This window comes from Rhodococcus sp. Q1, from assembly GCF_004153645.1.
Lineage (GTDB): Bacteria > Actinomycetota > Actinomycetes > Mycobacteriales > Mycobacteriaceae > Rhodococcus > Rhodococcus gordoniae.
In genome coordinates this window covers 495091-513159 of sequence record NZ_SDMJ01000001.1, presented here as the reverse complement: position 1 = coordinate 513159, position 18069 = coordinate 495091, and the positions used below count along the sequence as shown (strand labels likewise).

The following is an 18069-nucleotide window of genomic DNA, read 5'->3' as shown; positions in this document are numbered from 1 at the left end:
TTCGGATGTGATCAGGCCGCATCCGCGGTCCGGATCACGCTTCCGGGTCGAGCACGAAGTTGTAGGTCACCTCGGCGATACCGTCGGCGTTGGGCTGCGGATCCAGGATGAGCTCGGGCTTGACGGCCGTCGCGACATCGTCCTCGACCCACTCGCCACCCTGGAAGTACAGCTGGGTGGTGATGGCGCGCTTGCCGGGAGCCTTCACCATCAGGTGCAGGTGGGCGGGGCGCCACGGGTGTCCGCCGTAGGACTTGATGAACCAGCCGGTCGGGCCGTCGGACGGGATCTGGTAGGGAGCCGGCTCGAGCGTGGTGATCTCGAAGTTGCCGTTCTCGTCCACCTCGACGGTGCCGCGCAGGTTCCACTCGGGGATGCCGGGGGCGAACTGCGAGTAGAAGCCCTCTTCGTCCGCGTGCCACAGCTCGACGGTGGCGCCGGGCAGACCGTTGCCCTCGAGGTCGGTGACCTGGCCCTTGAAGACCAGCGGCGGCGCGACCTTGTCCTTCTCGCGCATCGGCATGGTGCACTTCGACGGGAGCTTGGGGCTGTCCGGGACGTAGTAGGGGCCTTCGATGGAGCCCTTGGTGCCGGTGAAGCCCTTGCGGTTGTAGTGCACCTTCTCGATCTCGTGCTCGAGGAAGACGTCGAGCCACAGCGGCCACTCGCCGTATTCACCCACGTCGATGAGCCACTGCTTGAGCACGCGGTACTCGTCGTAGGTCACCTGGTGCTTGTCGACGATACCGGCGAGAGCGTCCAGCAGGTCCTTGTAGATCGCCGACGCGCGCTCGACCGAGGTGTCGGACGTGACCCGCTCGGACTTGAACTTGTCGGTCGCAGCGTTGCCGGACCCGTGGGCAGTGGGGTTCTCCATGGTCGTCATGGCTCTCCTCGTGAAGGACTGAACTATCGGGAAGTGTGGGGCCGGTGCGACACGGGGGCTGCGGTGATCACCGGTCTGTACGCTGTGCGTACTTGTGTATCGCAGTGCGTACACCACATACTGTGCGTGGTGTCACACAGCTTGTCAACACCGGATCGGGCACCATCGACGAGTACGCAGGTAGGAGGCAGGATGCCGAGCATCGACCTAGGTAATGGTCCTAGCAACGACCGGGACTTCATTCAGAGCATCGAGCGTGGTTTTGCGGTATTGCACGCCTTCGACGACAAGGACCCGAATCCCACCCTCGCCGAACTCGCCGCCAAGACCGATCTGTCCAGGCCTGCGGTTCGACGTATCCTGCTGACCCTGCAGAAACTCGGATACGTCACCTCGCAGGGGACGCGATGGTCGCTCACCCCGCGCGTACTCAGCATCGGCCAGCACTACACCGCGTCCCACACCCTCGTGGACTCGGCGCTACCGAAACTGGTCGAGATCGCCGAACACACCAACGAATCGGCGTCGCTCGGCGTGCTCGACGGTACCGAGGTCGTCTACGCCGCGCGCGTTCCGGTCCGCAGGATCATGAGTATCAACGTCTCCGTCGGCACCCGTGTCCCCGCCTATGCCACCTCGATGGGCCGGGCACTCCTGGCCTGGTCCCCACGCGAACTGGTCGACCACATACTCGACCGGACACAGTTCGAGCGACTCACGAGCGCAACCATCGACAACCCGGACGACCTGCGTACCGAACTCGCCCACGTGCGCAGCCGGGGATACGCCCTCACCGCCGCGGAACTCGAAGAAGGACTCATCACGATCGCCGCGCCCGTCTTCGACCCCTCGGGCCACGCGGTCGGAGTGCTCGCATGTTCGACGTCGACCGGCCGGCACACCCTCGAGTCGTTCCGCGATCTCACCGCGAAACGGGTGGTGGACTGCGCGGAGCGGCTCAGCAGCGAACTCGGCTACCGCCACCACTGAGGACGCCCACCTCATCCCCGCAAGGTGGTCGACGGTGGCACCCCGTACTTGCGCTTGTAGGCCGCCGCGAACCGCCCGGTATGGGTGATGCCCCACTCGAGAGCCACATCGGTGACCGACAACTCCGCGGCGTCGCCCATGGTGAGTGCTTCGTGGATACGCTCGAGGCGCAGGTCGAGAAGGTAGTCGCGAGGACACACCCCGAGATATTCGCGGAAGCCCTCCTGCAGGCGCCGCACACTGACCCCGGCCACCTCGGCCATGTCGGCGGTGGTCCACGCCGAAGCGGGGTCCTCGTGCAGGCGGTCGAGAACCCGCTTGATGATGCGCGGACGCGCACCCCCGGTCGGATCCGCGTCCTCGGGCATGACCGCGAGGATGAACGACGTGGTCAGAGTACCCGACAGCTGCTCCGCGACAAGCGCATTCCCCCAGAGCGATTGGTCTGCCCCGAGTTGCTCCACGACCGAACGCAACAGCGTCATCCAGCTCTGCCCCGCCTGGGTCGTCAGATCGACCCGGTCCGGAAGACGCAGATCGGGGCGAGCGAGGACGCGCGCCATCTCGCGCTGCAGGTAGTCGCGCTCGAGCTTGATCCCGACGACCTCACAGTCGTTCGTCCACTTCTGCTCCGGCGCGGCGGTGTCGGGACGGAAGACGGCGCCGTGGCCGACCGGCGACACCACCTCGTCGCCCGCGGTGATGAGACCGGACAGCGGAATGTTCACCGCATACGCACCGGGATGATCGCTTCTGATCGACACCGCCGCGCCCCAGCGGATGCGCGCGAGACGGATGGGCCCGAGCGGCAGCGTACGGAGCCGGAGCGACGGCGCGGCGTCGTCGAGGGGGCTCAATTCGTGCTCGAAATACGCATTCGAGACGGCTTCTTCCACCTCTTCCCACTCGGCGGGCCTCGGAGTCGGCTCCACTGCCATCGGCTCCTCACCTTCGTTCCGGCTCGTCGTCGACGTTCCGACCTGCACATCCACACGATCCGAACGCATGCGACCCAGTGTGATGCGGAACACCGTCCCAGGCAAACAAGGACCTAGGACCTACTCGTCGCGCTAGGTGGATAGTGACCGCGCTCACCGGATCGCACAAGCCTCTCGACCTCCATATGGTCTGTGTCACAGCGCATCGAACCCCACCCCTTCGCACCGGACAGGAGGACGCAATCATGGATCAGCGCATACTCCGCAACATCTTCGGACAGTTCGCCAGCGGCGTCACCGTCATCACCTGCGCGAACAGTGACGGGGAGCCTCACGGCGCGACCGTCACCGCGTTCACGGCCATCTCACTCGAGCCGCGCCTGTGCCAGGTCACCCTGACCCGCACGTCGAAGGCCTGCGGATTCCTGTCCGACGCGCCGTTCGCCGTCAACATCCTCGCCGCCGACCAGCTCGGCACCGCGATGCACTTCGCCGGACGGCCGCAGTCGCCCGAACCCGTCTGGGAGCAGGGACCGACCGCCCCTGTCCTCGCCGGCACGGCCGCGACCCTGTCGTGCACTCCGTGGCGGGAGTACGACGGTGGCGACCACGTCATCTACATCGGCGAGATCGTCGACGCGACCTTCGACGAGACCGCCGACCCGCTTCTCTTCTACCGCAGCACCTTCCACGAACTCGGCGCTCCGAGTGCCTCCACCGCGTGGAACGGCTCGCTGGACGACCCGCACAGCGGATGGTTCGACTCCCAGACCCGCTTCGTGCCGTTCCACCTCGCCGCAGCCCGCGCCTGAACGTCTTCCACTCCCCCCGGACAAGGAGAAATCCCATGACCACCACCGAACCCCGGCCCTCGGAAACCCTCGACCGTTCCAAGGTGAACGTCGCCGCGGACTCCCCGGCCAACCAGCAGACGAACTTCGCCTCCCGTCCCATGACCGGCGACGAGTACATCGCTTCGATCGACGACGGTCGCGAGATCTACCTGCACGGTGAGCGCGTCAAGGACTTCACCAACCATCCGGCCTTCCGTAACTCGATCCGGATGACCGCACGTCTCTACGACGCCCTGCACACCGGCGAGCACGTCAACACCCTCACCACCCCGACCGACACCGGCAACGGCGGCGTGACCATGCCGTTCTTCCGGACCCCGAAGTCCGCCGACGACCTGCGGGCCGACCGCGACGCCATCGCCACCTGGGCGCGGCTGACCTACGGCTGGATGGGCCGCAGCCCCGACTACAAGGCGTCCTTCCTCGGCACGCTCGGCGCGAACGACGAGTTCTACTCGCCCTTCCAGGACAACGCGAAGCGCTGGTACCGCGAGTCGCAGGAGAAGGTCCTGTACTGGAACCACGCGATCATCAACCCGCCGGTCGACCGTCAGCTGCCGCCGGACCAGGTCGGCGACGTATTCATGAAGGTCGAGAAGGAGACCGATGCCGGCCTCATCGTCTCCGGCGCCAAGGTCGTCGCGACCGGCTCGGCCATCACGAACTACAACTTCATCGCCCACTACGGCCTGCCGATCAAGAAGAAGGAATTCGCGCTGATCTGCACGGTGCCGATGGACGCACCCGGCATCAAGCTCATCTCGCGCGCCTCCTACTCGCAGAATGCGAACGTCGTCGGTTCGCCGTTCGACTACCCGCTGTCGTCGCGGATGGACGAGAACGACGCGATCTTCATCTTCGACAAGGTGCTCGTGCCCTGGGAGAACGTCTTCATGTACGGAGACGTCGAGAAGATCAACAACTTCCTCGGTGGCTCCGGCTTCCTCCAGCGCTTCACGCTGCAGGGCTGCACGCGACTCGCCGTCAAGCTCGACTTCATCGCCGGTCTGCTCATGAAGGCCCTCGACGCCACCGGCGCCGGCGGATTCCGCGGCGTGCAGACCCGTGTCGGTGAGGTGATCGGCTGGCGCAACCTGTTCTGGTCGCTCACCGACTCCATGGTCAACAACCCGGAGCCGTGGATCGACGGCACCGTCATCCCCAAGCTCGAATACGGCCTCACCTATCGCATGTTCGCGATGCAGGGCTACCCGCGCATCAAGGAGATCATCGAGCAGGATGTCGCCTCGGGCCTGATCTACCTGCCCTCGTCCGCCGCCGACTTCAAGAACCCGGACGTGCGCCCGTACCTCGACAAGTACGTCCGCGGCTCCGACGGCATCCAGGCGGTCGACCGCGTGAAGGTCATGAAGGCACTGTGGGATTCGATCGGCTCCGAGTTCGGTGGCCGCCACGAACTGTACGAGCGGAACTACGCCGGCAACCACGAGAACGTCAAGGCCGAACTGCTGTTCGCCGCCGAGAGCCGCGGCGACGTCGCCTCCATGAAGGGCTTCGCGGAGCAGTTCATGAGCGAGTACGACCTCGACGGCTGGACCGTGCCCGACCTGATCGGCAACGCCGACGTCAGCGCGTACTACAAGTAGAAACCCGCACTCCGCGCGCGGGCGGATGATCTCCGTTCCCCCTGCCCGCCCGCGCGCGGTCCCACCACCATCCACCCCGCGAAGGAGCGTCCGAGATGACCACGACTGCTTCGAACTCCGTATCCCATCCCCCTGTACCGGAATTCGACGCCGTGGTCCTCGGACGCTCCTTCGCTTCTCAACGGGTGGCGGCCCGCTTGCGCGACGAATTGCGGTTGTCGATCCACGAGATCGGCACCGCGAGTCTCGTCCGCTACGACGACATCGACCACAGATGGGAGATCCTCATCGGCGACACTGTCGTCACCAGAGCGAAGTTCGTCGTCGACGGACACGGCGGTCTCGCGGTCCTGGGCCGCGAGGACAGCACGACCAACCGGCGCACCGTGACAGTGAACGGTTTCCCGAATCTGTTCCGTCCCATCGTCACTACGCACACGGATCCCATCGGGTACACGGTGTCGTGCATCGAGTACATGCGCAGCAACGGTCTGGACTATGTCGAGCGACGGCTGCGGACGCCGGTCGCGGACGACGACTTCCCCGAGCTGTCGTTCGATCGGCCTATGCCGATCCTCTGGTTCGGCTGAGCCGTCCGAGAGGGCACCGAGCGGGTGACGACAACGAAGTCGTCGCCCGCTCGCGTACGTTCGCTCTCCCCGCTGCTCAGCCACGCAGGACTTCGGCGGGAGCGGCACCGTACCGCTTCCGGAAGGCCGCGGCGAAGCGCCCCGGGTGGCCGAAGCCCCATCGGAACGCTACGTCCGCCACCGTGATTCCCCCTGCCGCGAGGTCTGCGTGCGCCCGATCCAATCTGATGTCGAGCAGGCATGCGGACGGGCTGCTTCCCACGTACTCGGAGAACGCCTCCTGGAGCCGCCGCACACTCGTTCCGGCGATCTCCGCCATGTCGGCCGCCGTCCAGGCACGGCCCGGATCCTCCCGCAGAGCGTTCAACACCCGGCGCACCATCCCCGGACGCGGTGCCGGTGACAGCCCGTCGGCCGGCGCGACCGCCAGGACGAAGGCGGTGGTGACCGCTCCCGCGAGCTGAGCCGACACCAGAGGGTTCGTCAAGACGTGCGTGGCGCCGGTGAGCTGGTCGCTCAGTGATGCCACCAGCCCGTGCCATTCCTGCGCGGAACCCTTCAAGTCGATCCGATCGGGCAGCTCGAGTCGTGACCGTAACGGGCCACCGAGGATCCGGTCCGCTTCGCGTTCGAGGTGCTCGCGGTCGAATTTGATTCCCAGGACGGAACATTCCGCATCCCAGCGGGTGATGAGCGAGGGAGTGTCGGCGCGGAAGACCGTCGCGGAGCCCGGTTCGGAGACGACGACTCCCGACCGGCCCCGCGATTCCAGACGTCCACTCAGGGGGATGTTCACCTCGTAGGCACCGGGATAGTCGCATTCGATCGCGACGTCCGCTCCCCAGCTCATCCGGCCGATGGTCACACCACCGAGATCGGCCGACACGAGTTCGAGTCCGGGCCGGTCCGTCGTCCCCAGGCCTGTGAGGCGGTGCGGGAAGTAGACATCCGCCACCGCACGGGAAGCCTCGTCCCAATCCTCGATCTCGGGCACACTCACGCTTTCGAGACTAACCACTACGGAGACCTGGATCACATAGTCGCGCGATCCGTCCGGAAGCCGCGCAATGTGCATCGACCTTCGGTCCGGTTGCGCCATATGGTCCACGTCACACACATCGAGGGCCCCTTCCCGGGGACCGCAGTTCCCACCGCGTAGGAGATCGAATGACCAGCACCCTCTCGTGGCTCGACGAGGTCACGATGGAACAGCTCGAGCGCAACCCGTATCCCGTCTACGAGCGTCTTCGCGCCGAGGCGCCGGTGGCCTTCGTCCCTGTTCTCGGCGCCTACGTCGCCTCCACGATGGAGGCCTGCCGTGAGGTCGCGACCGGCGACGACTTCGACGGCATCATCACGCCGGCGGGTGGGCGCACCTTCGGCCATCCCGCGATCATCGGCGTCAACGGCGACATCCACCGGGACCTGCGATCCATGGTCGAACCTGCACTCCAGCCCGCCGAAGTGGACCGGTGGGTCGAGGATCTCGTCCGTCCCATCGCGCAACGCTACGTCGAGGCGTTCGAAGCCGACGGCACGGCGGATCTCGTCGCCCAGTACTGCGAGCCGGTGAGCGTGCGCGCCCTCGGCGACCTGCTCGGGCTGAAGGACGTCTCCTCGGACACGCTGCGCGAGTGGTTCCACAAGTTGTCGGATTCGTTCACCAACGCGGCGGTGGACGAGAACGGAAACTTCACCGGCCAGGAGCGTTTCGACGAAGGCGACCGGGCCAAGGAGGAGATCCGATCGGTCGTCGATCCGCTCATCGACCATTGGATCGAACACCCCGACGACAGCGCCATCTCGCACTGGTTGCACGACGGCATGCCCGAGGGGAAGACACGCGACCGCGACTACATCTACCCCACGCTGTACGTCTTCCTGCTGGGAGCGATGCAGGAGCCGGGTCACGCGATGAGTTCGACGCTGGCGGGTCTGTTCACCCGCCCGGAGCAGTTCGAAGCGGTCGTCGACGAACCGTCGCTGATCCCCCGTGCGATCTCCGAAGGGATGCGCTGGACTGCACCGATCTGGTCGGGAACGGCGCGTATCGCCAAGCGGGACAGCATCGTCTCGGGAATCGAGATCGCCGAGGGTTCGGTGGTGATGCTGTCGTACGGATCGGCGAACCACGATATCGACATCTTCGATGCACCGAGCCGATACGACATGACGCGTCCGCCGCTTCCGCATCTCGCCTTCGGTGCCGGCAAGCATGCCTGTGCGGGCATCTACTTCGCGAACAACGTCAGCCGCATCGGTCTGGAAGAGCTGCTCGAGACGATTCCCAATCTCGAACGCGATACCTCCGAGGACGTCGAGTTCTGGGGCTGGGGCTTCCGTGGACCGAAGGCTCTGCACGCCCGATGGGAGATCTGACCGTGACGTACACACTGACCGCCGGCACCCGCACAGTGCCGTGCGAACCCGGCCAGACGGTGCTCGACGCGTTCCTGCGCAGCGGGCAGTGGATGCCCAACTCGTGCAATCAGGGCACGTGCGGTACCTGCAAGATCAGGATTCACAGCGGCGAGGTGGATCATCGGAACTCACCCGAGCAGACGCTCACACCCGACGAGCGTGCCGCCGGTTACGCACTGGCGTGTCAGACCACACCGTGCAGCGACGCCGTCCTGGACACCCCTGCCGGGCAGGACACGACCGGCACGCACACGCTGCGCGACCTCGCGGCGACCGTCATCGAGGTCCGGGACATCGCCGCCGAGACCCGCAGGGTCCTGCTCACCGCCGACGAGCCGCTCGAATTCTCGGCCGGGCAGTACGTCGAGCTCACGGTGCCCGGGACCTCCGTTCGTCGCCGGTACTCCCTGGCCAACCCACCCTCGGAGCCGAAACTGCTCGAACTGCACGTCCGGCGGCAGCCGGGTGGGATCGCGAGCGATTGGATCTTCGGAAGCATCGAGGTGGGTGAACGCGTGGAGATCACTGGTCCCTACGGCGACTTCACGTTCGATGCCGAGAGTGCCGGACCGATGGCGCTCCTCGGCGGCGGTACCGGCCTCGCCCCGCTCAAGGGCATCGTCCGGCATGCACTCGTCCTGAATCCCGATCGGGAGGTCCTGCTCTACCACGGGGTCCGCACCTGCGCCGATGTGTACGACGCCGACTTCTTCCGCGAACTCGAGGCACGCCATCCAGGCTTCCGGTACGTCACCTGCGTGAGCCGGGAGACCGGCGGCGACCGGGAGGGCTACGTCACCGACGCGTTCGTGGAGGACGTCTCGTCCGCGAAGGAGTTCACCGGTTACATCTGCGGATCCGACGCATTCGTGGAAGCATCGGTCAAGTCGTTCAAACGGCGCCGCATGTCGCCGCGGCGTATCCGACGGGAACGATTCACCGCCGGCTGAGCCGGCAGTTGTGTACCGCCGGCTGAGCCGGCAGTTGTGTACCGCCGGCTGAATCAGGAATTCGGCAGCGCCGCCCGTGTGGTCACGGGCGGCGTTCGCTTGTCGAGGGTCTTCCGACCCGGTTCCCAGGGGTCCTAGGTATCCCTAGGCATTTACCCGGTGTGACTGTGGACACAGGCTGTCATCGTGGATGTATTGCCGGACACCCCGCGGCCGGGCAGGACCGGACGACACACTCGTCCGCCGCACTTTCCGCCCGCGTCGGCCGCGTCGGACCCAGCCCGTCCGTCCCGGAACGAAGCCGATACCTGGAGGATCTCATGACCGACACCGTGGAACACGTGCGCGCTCGACTGGACGGCGCTCTGATCGAGGACCCGACCACCGGGCGGTACCAGATCCGCCGTGACGTCTTCACCGACGAAGAGATCTTCGAACTCGAGATGAAGTACATCTTCGAGGGCAACTGGGTGTACCTCGCGCACGAGAGCCAGATCCCCGAGGTCGGCGACTACTTCACGACGAACATCGGGCGGCAGCCGGTCGTCATCAGCCGCGACAAGGAAGGCGAGCTGCACTGCCTGATCAACGCGTGCAGCCACCGTGGCGCGATGCTGTGCCGTCGCAAGACCGACAACCGCACCACCTTCACCTGCCCCTTCCACGGCTGGACGTTCCGTAACAACGGCAAGCTGCTGAAGGTCAAGGATCCCCGCGACGCCGGCTACCCCGAGCAGTTCAACACCGACGGCAGCCACGACCTGCGGAAGGTCGCTCGTTTCGAGAACTACCGCGGTTTCCTGTTCGGCAGCCTCAATCCCGACGTCAAGTCGCTCGAGGATCACCTCGGCGACACCACGAAGATGATCGACATGCTGGTCGACCAGTCGCCCGAGGGCCTCGAGGTGCTGCGCGGTTCGTCCACCTACACCTACGACGGCAATTGGAAGCTGCAGGCGGAGAACGGTGCCGACGGCTACCACGTCTCGGCCACCCACTGGAACTACGCCGCGACCACCGCGCGCCGCACCGCCGGTGAGTCCACCAACGAGACCAAGGCGATGGACGCCGGCACGTGGGGCAAGCAGGGCGGCGGCTACTACTCGTTCGACCACGGTCATCTGCTGCTGTGGATGTGGTGGGGCAACCCCGAGGATCGCCCGCTGTACCCGCGCAGGGAGGAGCTGGCGAAGGAGTTCGGCGAGAAGAAGGCCGAGTTCATGGTCGGTGCGTCGCGCAACCTGTGCCTGTACCCGAACGTGTACATCATGGATCAGTTCTCCTCGCAGATCCGGCACTTCCGCCCGATCTCCGTGGACAAGACCGAGGTGACGATCTACTGCATCGCGCCGAAGGGTGAGAGCCCCGAGTCCCGCGCCAACCGGATCCGTCAGTACGAGGACTTCTTCAACGCGACCGGCATGGCCACCCCGGACGATCTCGAGGAGTTCCGCTCCTGCCAGAAGACCTACCTCGCGACGGCCGCGCCCTGGAACGACATGAGTCGCGGCGCAACCCACATCCTCAACGGACCAGACGAGGTCGCGAAGGATCTCGGGATGACGAAGGTGCTGTCGAGCGGTGTCAAGACCGAGGACGAAGGCCTGTACCCGATCCAGCACGGCTACTGGCTCGAAGTGATGCGCGACGCCATCGCATCCGAGAGCTCCGCCGCCGACCCCTCCGCGCTCTGAGAGGACTCCAGATCATGACTGCTGTACGCGAATTCACGCAGACCGACATCGAACAGTTCCTCTACCGCGAGGCCCGGCTGCTCGACGACCGCGAGTTCGAGAAGTGGCTCGAGTGCTACCACCCCGACGCCGAGTACTGGATGCCGGCCTGGGACGACGCCGGTGCTCTCACCGAGAACCCGCAGACCGAGATCTCGCTGATCTACTACCCGAATCGCGGTGGCCTCGAGGACCGGGTGTTCCGCATCCGCACCGACCGTTCGTCGGCGACCTCGTTGCCCGAACCCCGTACTGGACACAACATCACCAACGTCGAGATCCTCGAGCGTCGCGGCACCGAGATCGACCTGCGGCACAACTGGTTCTCGTTGTACTTCCGCTACAACACCACCGACACCTACTTCGGAACCACCTTCCTCACCCTCGACGTCTCGGGCGCACAGCCGGTGATCAAGAAGAAGAAGATCGTCCTCAAGAACGACTACATCCACCACATCGTCGACGTCTACGTCGTCTAGTCCGACCCCATCACGAAAGGAGGCACGTGCCATGGCGTACCAGGTGGCATTGAGCTTCGAGGACGGGGTCACCCGCTTCATCAAGGTCAACCCCAACGAGACCGTTGCCGACGCCTCGTACAAGGCCCGCATCAACATTCCGCTGGACTGCCGTGACGGCGCGTGCGGAACATGCAAGGCCTTCTGCGAATCGGGCAGCTACGACGGTGGCGACTACATCGAGGACGCTCTCACCGACGAAGAGGCCGAGCAGGGTTACTGCCTGCCGTGCCAGATGATGCCGGAATCCGACCTCGTGGTGCAGATCGCGAGCACCTCCGATGTCGCGAAGACCGCGGCTGCGTCGTACACCGCGACCATTACGGACCTGCGCCGTTTCTCCGAGAGCGTCGTCGGGTTCACCGTCGAGATCGACAACCGCGACGACCTGGTGTTCCTGCCCGGCCAGTACGTCAACATCGGCGTGCCCGGCAGCGACGACGGCACCGGTAAGCCCGCGACCCGCTCGTACTCGTTCAGCACCGGTCCGAACGAGAGTTCGCTCGCGTTCCTGGTGAAGATCACCGAGGGCGGTCTGATGTCCGAGTATCTGCGCGACCGCGCGCAGGTCGGCGACACCCTCGAGTTCACCGGCCCGTTCGGCAGTTTCTTCCTGCGCGAGCGCAAACGCCCGTCGCTGCTGCTCGCCGGCGGCACCGGCCTGGCGCCGCTGCTGTCGATCCTGTCGAAGATCGAGACCGACGGCTCCGACCACCCGGTACACCTGATCTACGGCGTCACCTTCGATCACGACCTCGTCGAACTCGACAAGCTCGAGGAGTACACGAAGAAGCTTCCGAACTTCACGTTCGACTACTGCGTGGCCGACGAGTCGTCGTCCGCTCCCAACAAGGGATACGTGACGGGCCTGTTCGAGCCGTCGCACCTCAACGACGGGGATGTCGACATCTACCTGTGCGGTCCGCCGCCGATGGTGGAGGCAGTGCGTAACCACCTGTCGGACAACGGCATCAATCCGACGAACTTCTACTTCGAGAAGTTCAACACGTCCGCGACCCCGGGCGGGGCGACCGCCCCGGTGGCGACGGACGCGGAGAAGGCCGCTGCCGAGAAGGCTGCCGCCGAGACCGGCCGTCCGGTGGTGCTCGAGAACCCCGAGCCCGGCAACTACGAGATCGGCGAGGAGCACCCTCCCGTCGCCGAATCGGACGAGCAGTTCGATGCCCGCATGGCTCTCGAACTCGGCGTCGTCGAACTGACGATCGGCCGGCTCACCCCCGAGCAGCTCGTCGAGTTCCGGATCCTCGCCGAGGCGTCCGGCGCTTCGGTCGAGGGTGAGCACTTCACCGACGCCGCAGCGTTCACCGACACCAACGCGGCCTTCCACGAGTTCCTCTTCCGCTGCTGCACCAACCCGGTCCTGCTCGAGGCCTACGACAAGCTCGAGGTGACCCGGCTGATGAAGCAGGTCCTGCGCGACGCGCAGTGGGTGGAGGAGCACATCGTCGACGAGCACATGAAGATCGTCGAGGCGTTCGAGAAGGGCGACAAGAACGCAGCGCGCGATCTGATCGTCGTCCATTCCCAGCACGCCAAGGAGACGATGCGCCGGGCGATCGCCAGCGGTGCCACGGCCGGTGCCTCCTCATGACCGACACGAAGATCTTTCCCGGCCGGTTCGACGGCCGGTGCCTGACGATCACGGGCGCCGCGCAGGGCATCGGCCTCGAGGTCGCGACGCGGATCGCCGCCGAGGGTGGTGAGGTCGTGCTCGTCGACCGCGCGGAACTCGTGCACGAGGTGGCCGAGCAACTCCGTGAGTCCGGCGGCAGGGCCCACTCGGTGACGGCGGATCTGGAGACCTTCGAAGGGGCCGAGGAAGCGATCTCGTACGCGATCCAGACCACCGGCCGCATCGACGTGCTCATCAACGTCGTCGGCGGAACGATCTGGGCGAAGCCGTACGAGCACTACGCGCCGGAGGAGATCGAGAAGGAGATCCGGCGTTCGTTGTTCCCCACCCTGTGGACGTGCCGCGCGGTCGCGCCGCACCTGATCGAGCGACATGCAGGGACGATCGTGAACGTCTCGTCGGTGGCGACCCGCGGCGTCAACCGCGTCCCGTATTCGGCGGCGAAGGGCGGAGTCAACGCGATCACCGCGTCGCTCGCTCTCGAGCTGGCACCCTACGGCGTTCGCGTGGTGGCGACCGCGCCCGGCGGCACCGTCGCGCCGGAACGACGGATCGCTCGCGGTCCGTCCCCGCAGTCGGCGCAGGAGAAGGGCTGGTACCAGCAGATCGTGGACCAGACCGTCGACTCCTCCCTGCTCAAGCGGTACGGCACGCTCGAGGAGCAGGCCGCCGCGATCTGTTTCCTGGCCTCCGAGGAGGCCTCCTACATCACCGGCACGGTTCTTCCCGTCGCCGGCGGCGATCTGGGCTGACCGCCCCTCGCTCGGCCTCACCGGAGGCACCGATCCCTCCGGTGAGGCCACTTTTCTCCCCGAATCAGCTTGTGACTCCCCTCACAGACCGGAGTAACCCATGATCCATGCCACGCAGACCTGGGCCAGTCCACAACATCGGCGCAGCGTCATCTGGATCGTCGCGCTCGCGACCCTCGCGATCATCTTCGACGGCTACGACCTCGTCGTGTACGGCACCGTCCTCCCCACGCTGATGGCCGACCCCACTCAGCTCGGCGAGATCTCCGCCCAGCAGGGCGGTGCACTCGGCTCCTACGCCCTCATAGGCGTCATGGTCGGCGCACTGACGACGGGAGCCTTCGGCGACCGAGTCGGTCGGCGGAAGATGATGCTGATCAACATCGTCTGGTTCTCGATCGGCATGGGCGCCGCCGCATTCGCCACGAGCATCCCGATGTTCGGTGCGCTCCGCTTCTTCACCGGCATCGGGGTCGGAGGCCTGGTCGCCACCGCCGGCGCCGTGGTCGCCGAGTTCGCTCCGCCCGGTAAGCGCAACCTCTTCAACGCCATCGTCTACAGCGGTGTCCCCGCCGGTGGTGTCCTGGCCTCGCTGCTCGCCATCCTGCTGCGCGACGCCATCGGCTGGCGCGGGCTGTTCCTCATCGGCGCGCTGCCCCTCGTCATCCTGCTTCCGCTGGCGCTGATCAAGCTTCCCGAGTCGCCCGCCTGGCTGCAGTCGCGGGGACGATCCGACGAGGCACAGCAGGTGTGCGCGAAGTTCGGTTTCCCATTGCCGTCCGCGGCACCTGTCGCTCCCACCGAGAAGATCGGGTTCGCAGCACTCGCCACCCGCAAGTACGCGCTCGGTACGGGCCTGCTCGGCATGATGAGCTTCGCCGGCCTGCTGCTCACCTACGGGCTCAACACGTGGCTGCCCAAGATCATGGCCGACGCCGGTTACAACGCCAACGGATCGCTCGCCTTCCTGCTCGTCCTCAACGGCGGCGCCATCCTCGGTGGCCTGCTCGCCTCGAAGATCGCCGACGGCCGGGGACCGCAGTCCGTCATCGTCACCACCTTCTTCCTCGCGGCCGTGGCCCTGGTGCTGCTGACCCTCGGCTTCCCGCTGCCGGTGCTGCTCACCGCCGTCGCGATCGCCGGTACGGGCACGATCGGCACCCAGGTGCTCATCTACGGTTTCGTGTCCAACTACTACGACACCCCGGCCCGCGCCGCCGGCGTGGCATGGTGCGCCGGTTTCGGCCGCCTCGGCGGCATCGTCGGCCCGGTCATCGGCGGACTGCTGATCGGTGCGGGCTTCGCGAACAACGTGAACTTCTACATCTTCGCGGGGATCGCGCTCGCCGGCGGTCTTGTCACCTGGTTCGTCCCCCGTCCCGCCGGCATCGTCTCGCCGGTCCGCAGTTCCGACCGTTCCGCGCCGACTACCGTGGACGTGTGACGGGCAACACTGTGCTGATCGGCCGGAACTCCGAGTTGATGCAACTCGAACGCCTCCTCGACGAAGCCCGCGCGGGGGTCCCCTCGCTCGTCCTCGTCGAGGGGGCGTCCGGCGTCGGAAAATCTTCCCTCGTCTCGCATTTCGTCGCTCGCCACGACGACCTGGCCGTCCATGACGCATCCGGCGCGCCCTGGGAGGCCGGACATCCCTGGTCCGTGCTCGAACAGCTTCTCGGCGACACCGTCGTCGCGGGCGACCCGGTGGAAGCGGCCCGCACTCTCCTCGATCGGATCGACGATGTGACCGTGATCGTCGTGGACGACGCGCACTACGCGGACGTCGAGTCGTTGCAGTCGCTGTCCTCCTCGATACGGCGAGCGCACGGACGCCCCCTTCTCATGATCTGGATCGTGCCCGACGTGCTTCCCGACGATGTCGCCGAGGCGACCGCGCGCCTTCTCTCGAACAATCATCGCGTGGACACGATCCACGTCGGTCCGCTGACCCCACCGGATGTCGCGCAGCTCGCCCTACATCGCATCGGTGTCGATCTGTCCGCGTGGACGGCTCGTCGTCTGCAGGAGCACACTCTCGGAAATCCCCGCTCGGTCCTGCAACTCCTCGACGAGATCCCCCGCGACGAATGGTATCGGTGGCAGGCGCGCTTCCCGGCCCCTCGGCAACACTCCGGGAGGGTGGCCCGCATCCTCGCTCGATGTTCACCGGACACGCGTGCCCTCGTCGAATCGGTTGCCGTCCTGGACACTGCCGCCACGCGGGGATCCATCGAATCACTCACACTCGTCGCAGAACTCGCCGAGATCGGCGACACCACCGGACCACTCGACGAAGCGCACCGACTCGGTCTGCTCACGATGCGCGAACAACGAGGCGTGGTGTCGTTGTCGTTCCCCGACCCCATGACCCGTGCCGCCGTGGCCGACGAGATCGGTCCGGCACGCTGGCACAGTCTGCACGAGCGGGCCGCCTCGATCGTCGACGACGAAGGCGCCCGGCTGTTCCACCTCGTGTCCGCGACGCCCACCGGTAACGAGGAACTCGCCGCCCGCCTCGACTCCTATGCCCGGCGCTGCGCCGCCGACGGCGCCTGGTCCCAGGCAGCCGAAGCGCTGATCACCTCCAGCCGCATCACCCTCGACCGAGAATTGCGGACTCGCAGGATGATTCGCGGTGTCGACGCACTGACCGGCGCGGCGGATCTCCCTCAGGCCCAGACGTTCGTTCCCGAAATCGAGAGCGTGCCGAGCGGGCCGATGCGCAATGCCGTGCTGGGTTATCTCGCGATCCAGAAGGGGCGGGCCGCGGAAGCCCATCATCTGCTCACCGAAGCGTGGTCGATGCTCGACGACCCGGAGTCCGACCCTGTACTCGCTGCGACGATCTCCCAGCGAATGGTGCTGCACTCGCTGGCACGACTGCGCGGCGACGACCTCGTCCTGTGGGCCGATCGCGCCTCGCACACCCTCCCCGAAACAACTCCTCCAGTGGTGGAGTCGCGAGCCATCCGGGGCCTCGGACTGGCGATGACCGGACGGGTCGACGAAGCGGTCGAATCGTATTCGGCTCTGTCCGACGCCATCCGGCTCGGGGCGCAGAGCCAGCGCATCCGCATGGCCGAGGGATGGCTCGCACTCGCGCTCGACCAGCCCGATCTCGCGCGCACGGAACTCGAAGCCGCAGAGCCGACCACCTTGCGCGGGGGGTCGCTGCGGATCTCCTTGTGGGCACAGGCGTGGCTCGCCCGAACGCAGTTCGCCCTGGGCGCATGGTCCGACGCTCTCCGCACCGTGGACCGTGCCGCGGCACAACTCGAGGCGACGCAACTCGATCTGCTCCGACCGCTCGTGCACTGGACCGGGGCCCAGGTCCACGCGTTGCGCGGGAATTGGGGTGCAGCAAGAGAGCACGCCCATCGGGCTCGCGCCGGAACCGGTGACTACTCGCTGATGCTCGTACCCGCCTGCCTGTGTCTGGCGCAGTGCGCCGAAGTGGTCTCCGACTACACGAGTGTCCTGCGCTACCTTCAGCCGATCGTCACCATGCGCGGCCGGGGTGCGATCGACGAACCCGGGCACTGGCCGTGGCCGGACTTGTACGGTAACGCCCTCGTGGTCACCGGACGGGTGGACGAGGCGGACGAATTCCTGCGTCCACACGAGGAACTCGCCGCCGAGCGCGAGCACCGGTCCGCCAGGGCACGGCTGGGCTATGTACGCGGCCGAATTCTCGGCGCACGTGGCGACATCGACGCTGCCCGTGACGCCTTCGAGAGCGCCCTCGACGAGATCGACACGCTGCCACTGCCCTACGACCGCGCGCGCATCAACTTCGCGTACGGCCAGACGATGCGCCGGGCGGGGCGCCGCCGCGACGCCGACGCGGTGATCCGCACCGCCCGTGAACTGTACTCGTCGCTCGGTGCCGTCTCGTACGTCGAACGCTGCGACCGGGAACTCAAGGCCGGCGGTCTTCGTACCGGTGACAATGAGGCAGACTCCCTGCGTTCGGATTTCACGACCCTCACCCCGCAGGAACGCGCTGTGGCCACACTCGTCGCGTCGGGCCGCACCAACAAGGAGGTCGCCGGTGAGCTGTTCCTGTCCGTCAAGACTGTGCAGTACCACCTGACCCGCGTGTATTCGAAATTCGGCATCCGCTCGCGCAGCGAGCTCGCCGCGAAGTTCCGACAACAGGATCGAGGTTGACCATTG

Annotated in this window: 15 protein-coding genes; 12 read left to right on the top strand and 3 right to left on the bottom strand. The window is 66.3% G+C overall.

Annotated elements, in window-relative coordinates; translation table 11 throughout:
* Nucleotides 1–34: 34 nt before the first annotated feature.
* Nucleotides 35–886 (bottom strand): catechol 1,2-dioxygenase, encoded by an 852-nt coding sequence (gene catA / locus EQ874_RS02440; protein ID WP_129975332.1) that lies wholly within the window; start codon nt 884–886, stop codon nt 35–37.
* 192 nt (nt 887–1078) lie between these two features.
* On the opposite strand from catA, the gene EQ874_RS02435 reads away from it, so the two are divergent.
* The gene (locus tag EQ874_RS02435; RefSeq protein ID WP_064062452.1) at nt 1079–1876 is read left to right on the top strand and encodes an IclR family transcriptional regulator C-terminal domain-containing protein; all 798 of its coding nucleotides are present in this window, start codon (nt 1079–1081) and stop codon (nt 1874–1876) included.
* An 11-nt stretch (nt 1877–1887) separates the two neighbouring features.
* On the opposite strand, the gene EQ874_RS02430 is transcribed toward EQ874_RS02435, so the two are convergent.
* Entirely contained in the window at nt 1888–2808 is a 921-nt protein-coding gene (locus tag EQ874_RS02430; RefSeq protein WP_129975939.1) for an AraC family transcriptional regulator, read from the bottom strand.
* Between the two features lie 251 nt (nt 2809–3059).
* On the opposite strand from EQ874_RS02430, the gene EQ874_RS02425 reads away from it, so the two are divergent.
* From EQ874_RS02425 to EQ874_RS02415, 3 genes are all read left to right on the top strand, one after another.
* Nucleotides 3060–3626 (top strand): flavin reductase family protein, encoded by a 567-nt coding sequence (locus tag EQ874_RS02425; protein ID WP_064062451.1) that lies wholly within the window; start codon nt 3060–3062, stop codon nt 3624–3626.
* A 35-nt stretch (nt 3627–3661) separates the two neighbouring features.
* The gene (locus tag EQ874_RS02420) at nt 3662–5275 is read left to right on the top strand and encodes a 4-hydroxyphenylacetate 3-hydroxylase N-terminal domain-containing protein (protein WP_016932773.1); all 1614 of its coding nucleotides are present in this window, start codon (nt 3662–3664) and stop codon (nt 5273–5275) included.
* A gap of 95 nt (nt 5276–5370) precedes the next feature.
* Entirely contained in the window at nt 5371–5865 is a 495-nt protein-coding gene (locus EQ874_RS02415) for a hypothetical protein (protein ID WP_064062450.1), read from the top strand.
* Nucleotides 5866–5941: 76 nt separating this feature from the next.
* On the opposite strand, the gene EQ874_RS02410 is transcribed toward EQ874_RS02415, so the two are convergent.
* On the bottom strand, nt 5942–6865 hold the full coding sequence (locus EQ874_RS02410; protein ID WP_129975330.1) for an AraC family transcriptional regulator: 924 nt from the start codon (nt 6863–6865) through the stop codon (nt 5942–5944).
* A 167-nt stretch (nt 6866–7032) separates the two neighbouring features.
* Here EQ874_RS02410 and EQ874_RS02405 point away from each other — a divergent pair, with 167 nt between their 5' ends.
* The 8 genes from EQ874_RS02405 to EQ874_RS02370 all read left to right on the top strand — a co-directional run bounded on the left by EQ874_RS02405 (nt 7033) and on the right by EQ874_RS02370 (nt 18063).
* Nucleotides 7033–8244 (top strand): cytochrome P450, encoded by a 1212-nt coding sequence (locus tag EQ874_RS02405; protein ID WP_016932776.1) that lies wholly within the window; start codon nt 7033–7035, stop codon nt 8242–8244.
* Nucleotides 8232–9236 carry a 2Fe-2S iron-sulfur cluster-binding protein gene (locus EQ874_RS02400; RefSeq protein WP_129975328.1) on the top strand — a complete coding sequence of 335 codons (1005 nt, stop codon included), beginning with the start codon at nt 8232–8234 and terminating at the stop codon, nt 9234–9236. The genes EQ874_RS02405 and EQ874_RS02400 overlap by 13 nt, the downstream gene beginning before the upstream one ends.
* Before the next feature lie 320 nt (nt 9237–9556).
* The gene (gene benA, locus EQ874_RS02395) at nt 9557–10930 is read left to right on the top strand and encodes a benzoate 1,2-dioxygenase large subunit (RefSeq protein ID WP_129975326.1); all 1374 of its coding nucleotides are present in this window, start codon (nt 9557–9559) and stop codon (nt 10928–10930) included.
* A gap of 14 nt (nt 10931–10944) precedes the next feature.
* A complete protein-coding gene (benB, locus tag EQ874_RS02390; RefSeq protein ID WP_064062446.1) occupies nt 10945–11448 on the top strand; it encodes a benzoate 1,2-dioxygenase small subunit in 504 nt (167 codons plus the stop codon).
* A gap of 31 nt (nt 11449–11479) precedes the next feature.
* Entirely contained in the window at nt 11480–13099 is a 1620-nt protein-coding gene (gene benC / locus EQ874_RS02385; RefSeq protein ID WP_129975324.1) for a benzoate 1,2-dioxygenase electron transfer component BenC, read from the top strand.
* Nucleotides 13096–13893, top strand: a complete 798-nt coding sequence (benD, locus tag EQ874_RS02380; RefSeq protein WP_064062444.1) for a benzoate diol dehydrogenase BenD — start codon at nt 13096–13098, stop codon at nt 13891–13893. The genes benC and benD overlap by 4 nt, the downstream gene beginning before the upstream one ends.
* 100 nt (nt 13894–13993) lie before the next feature.
* Nucleotides 13994–15337, top strand: a complete 1344-nt coding sequence (locus tag EQ874_RS02375) for an aromatic acid/H+ symport family MFS transporter (protein ID WP_129975322.1) — start codon at nt 13994–13996, stop codon at nt 15335–15337.
* Nucleotides 15334–18063 (top strand): LuxR family transcriptional regulator, encoded by a 2730-nt coding sequence (locus EQ874_RS02370; protein WP_064062442.1) that lies wholly within the window; start codon nt 15334–15336, stop codon nt 18061–18063. The genes EQ874_RS02375 and EQ874_RS02370 overlap by 4 nt, the downstream gene beginning before the upstream one ends.
* Nucleotides 18064–18069: the final 6 nt, after the last annotated feature.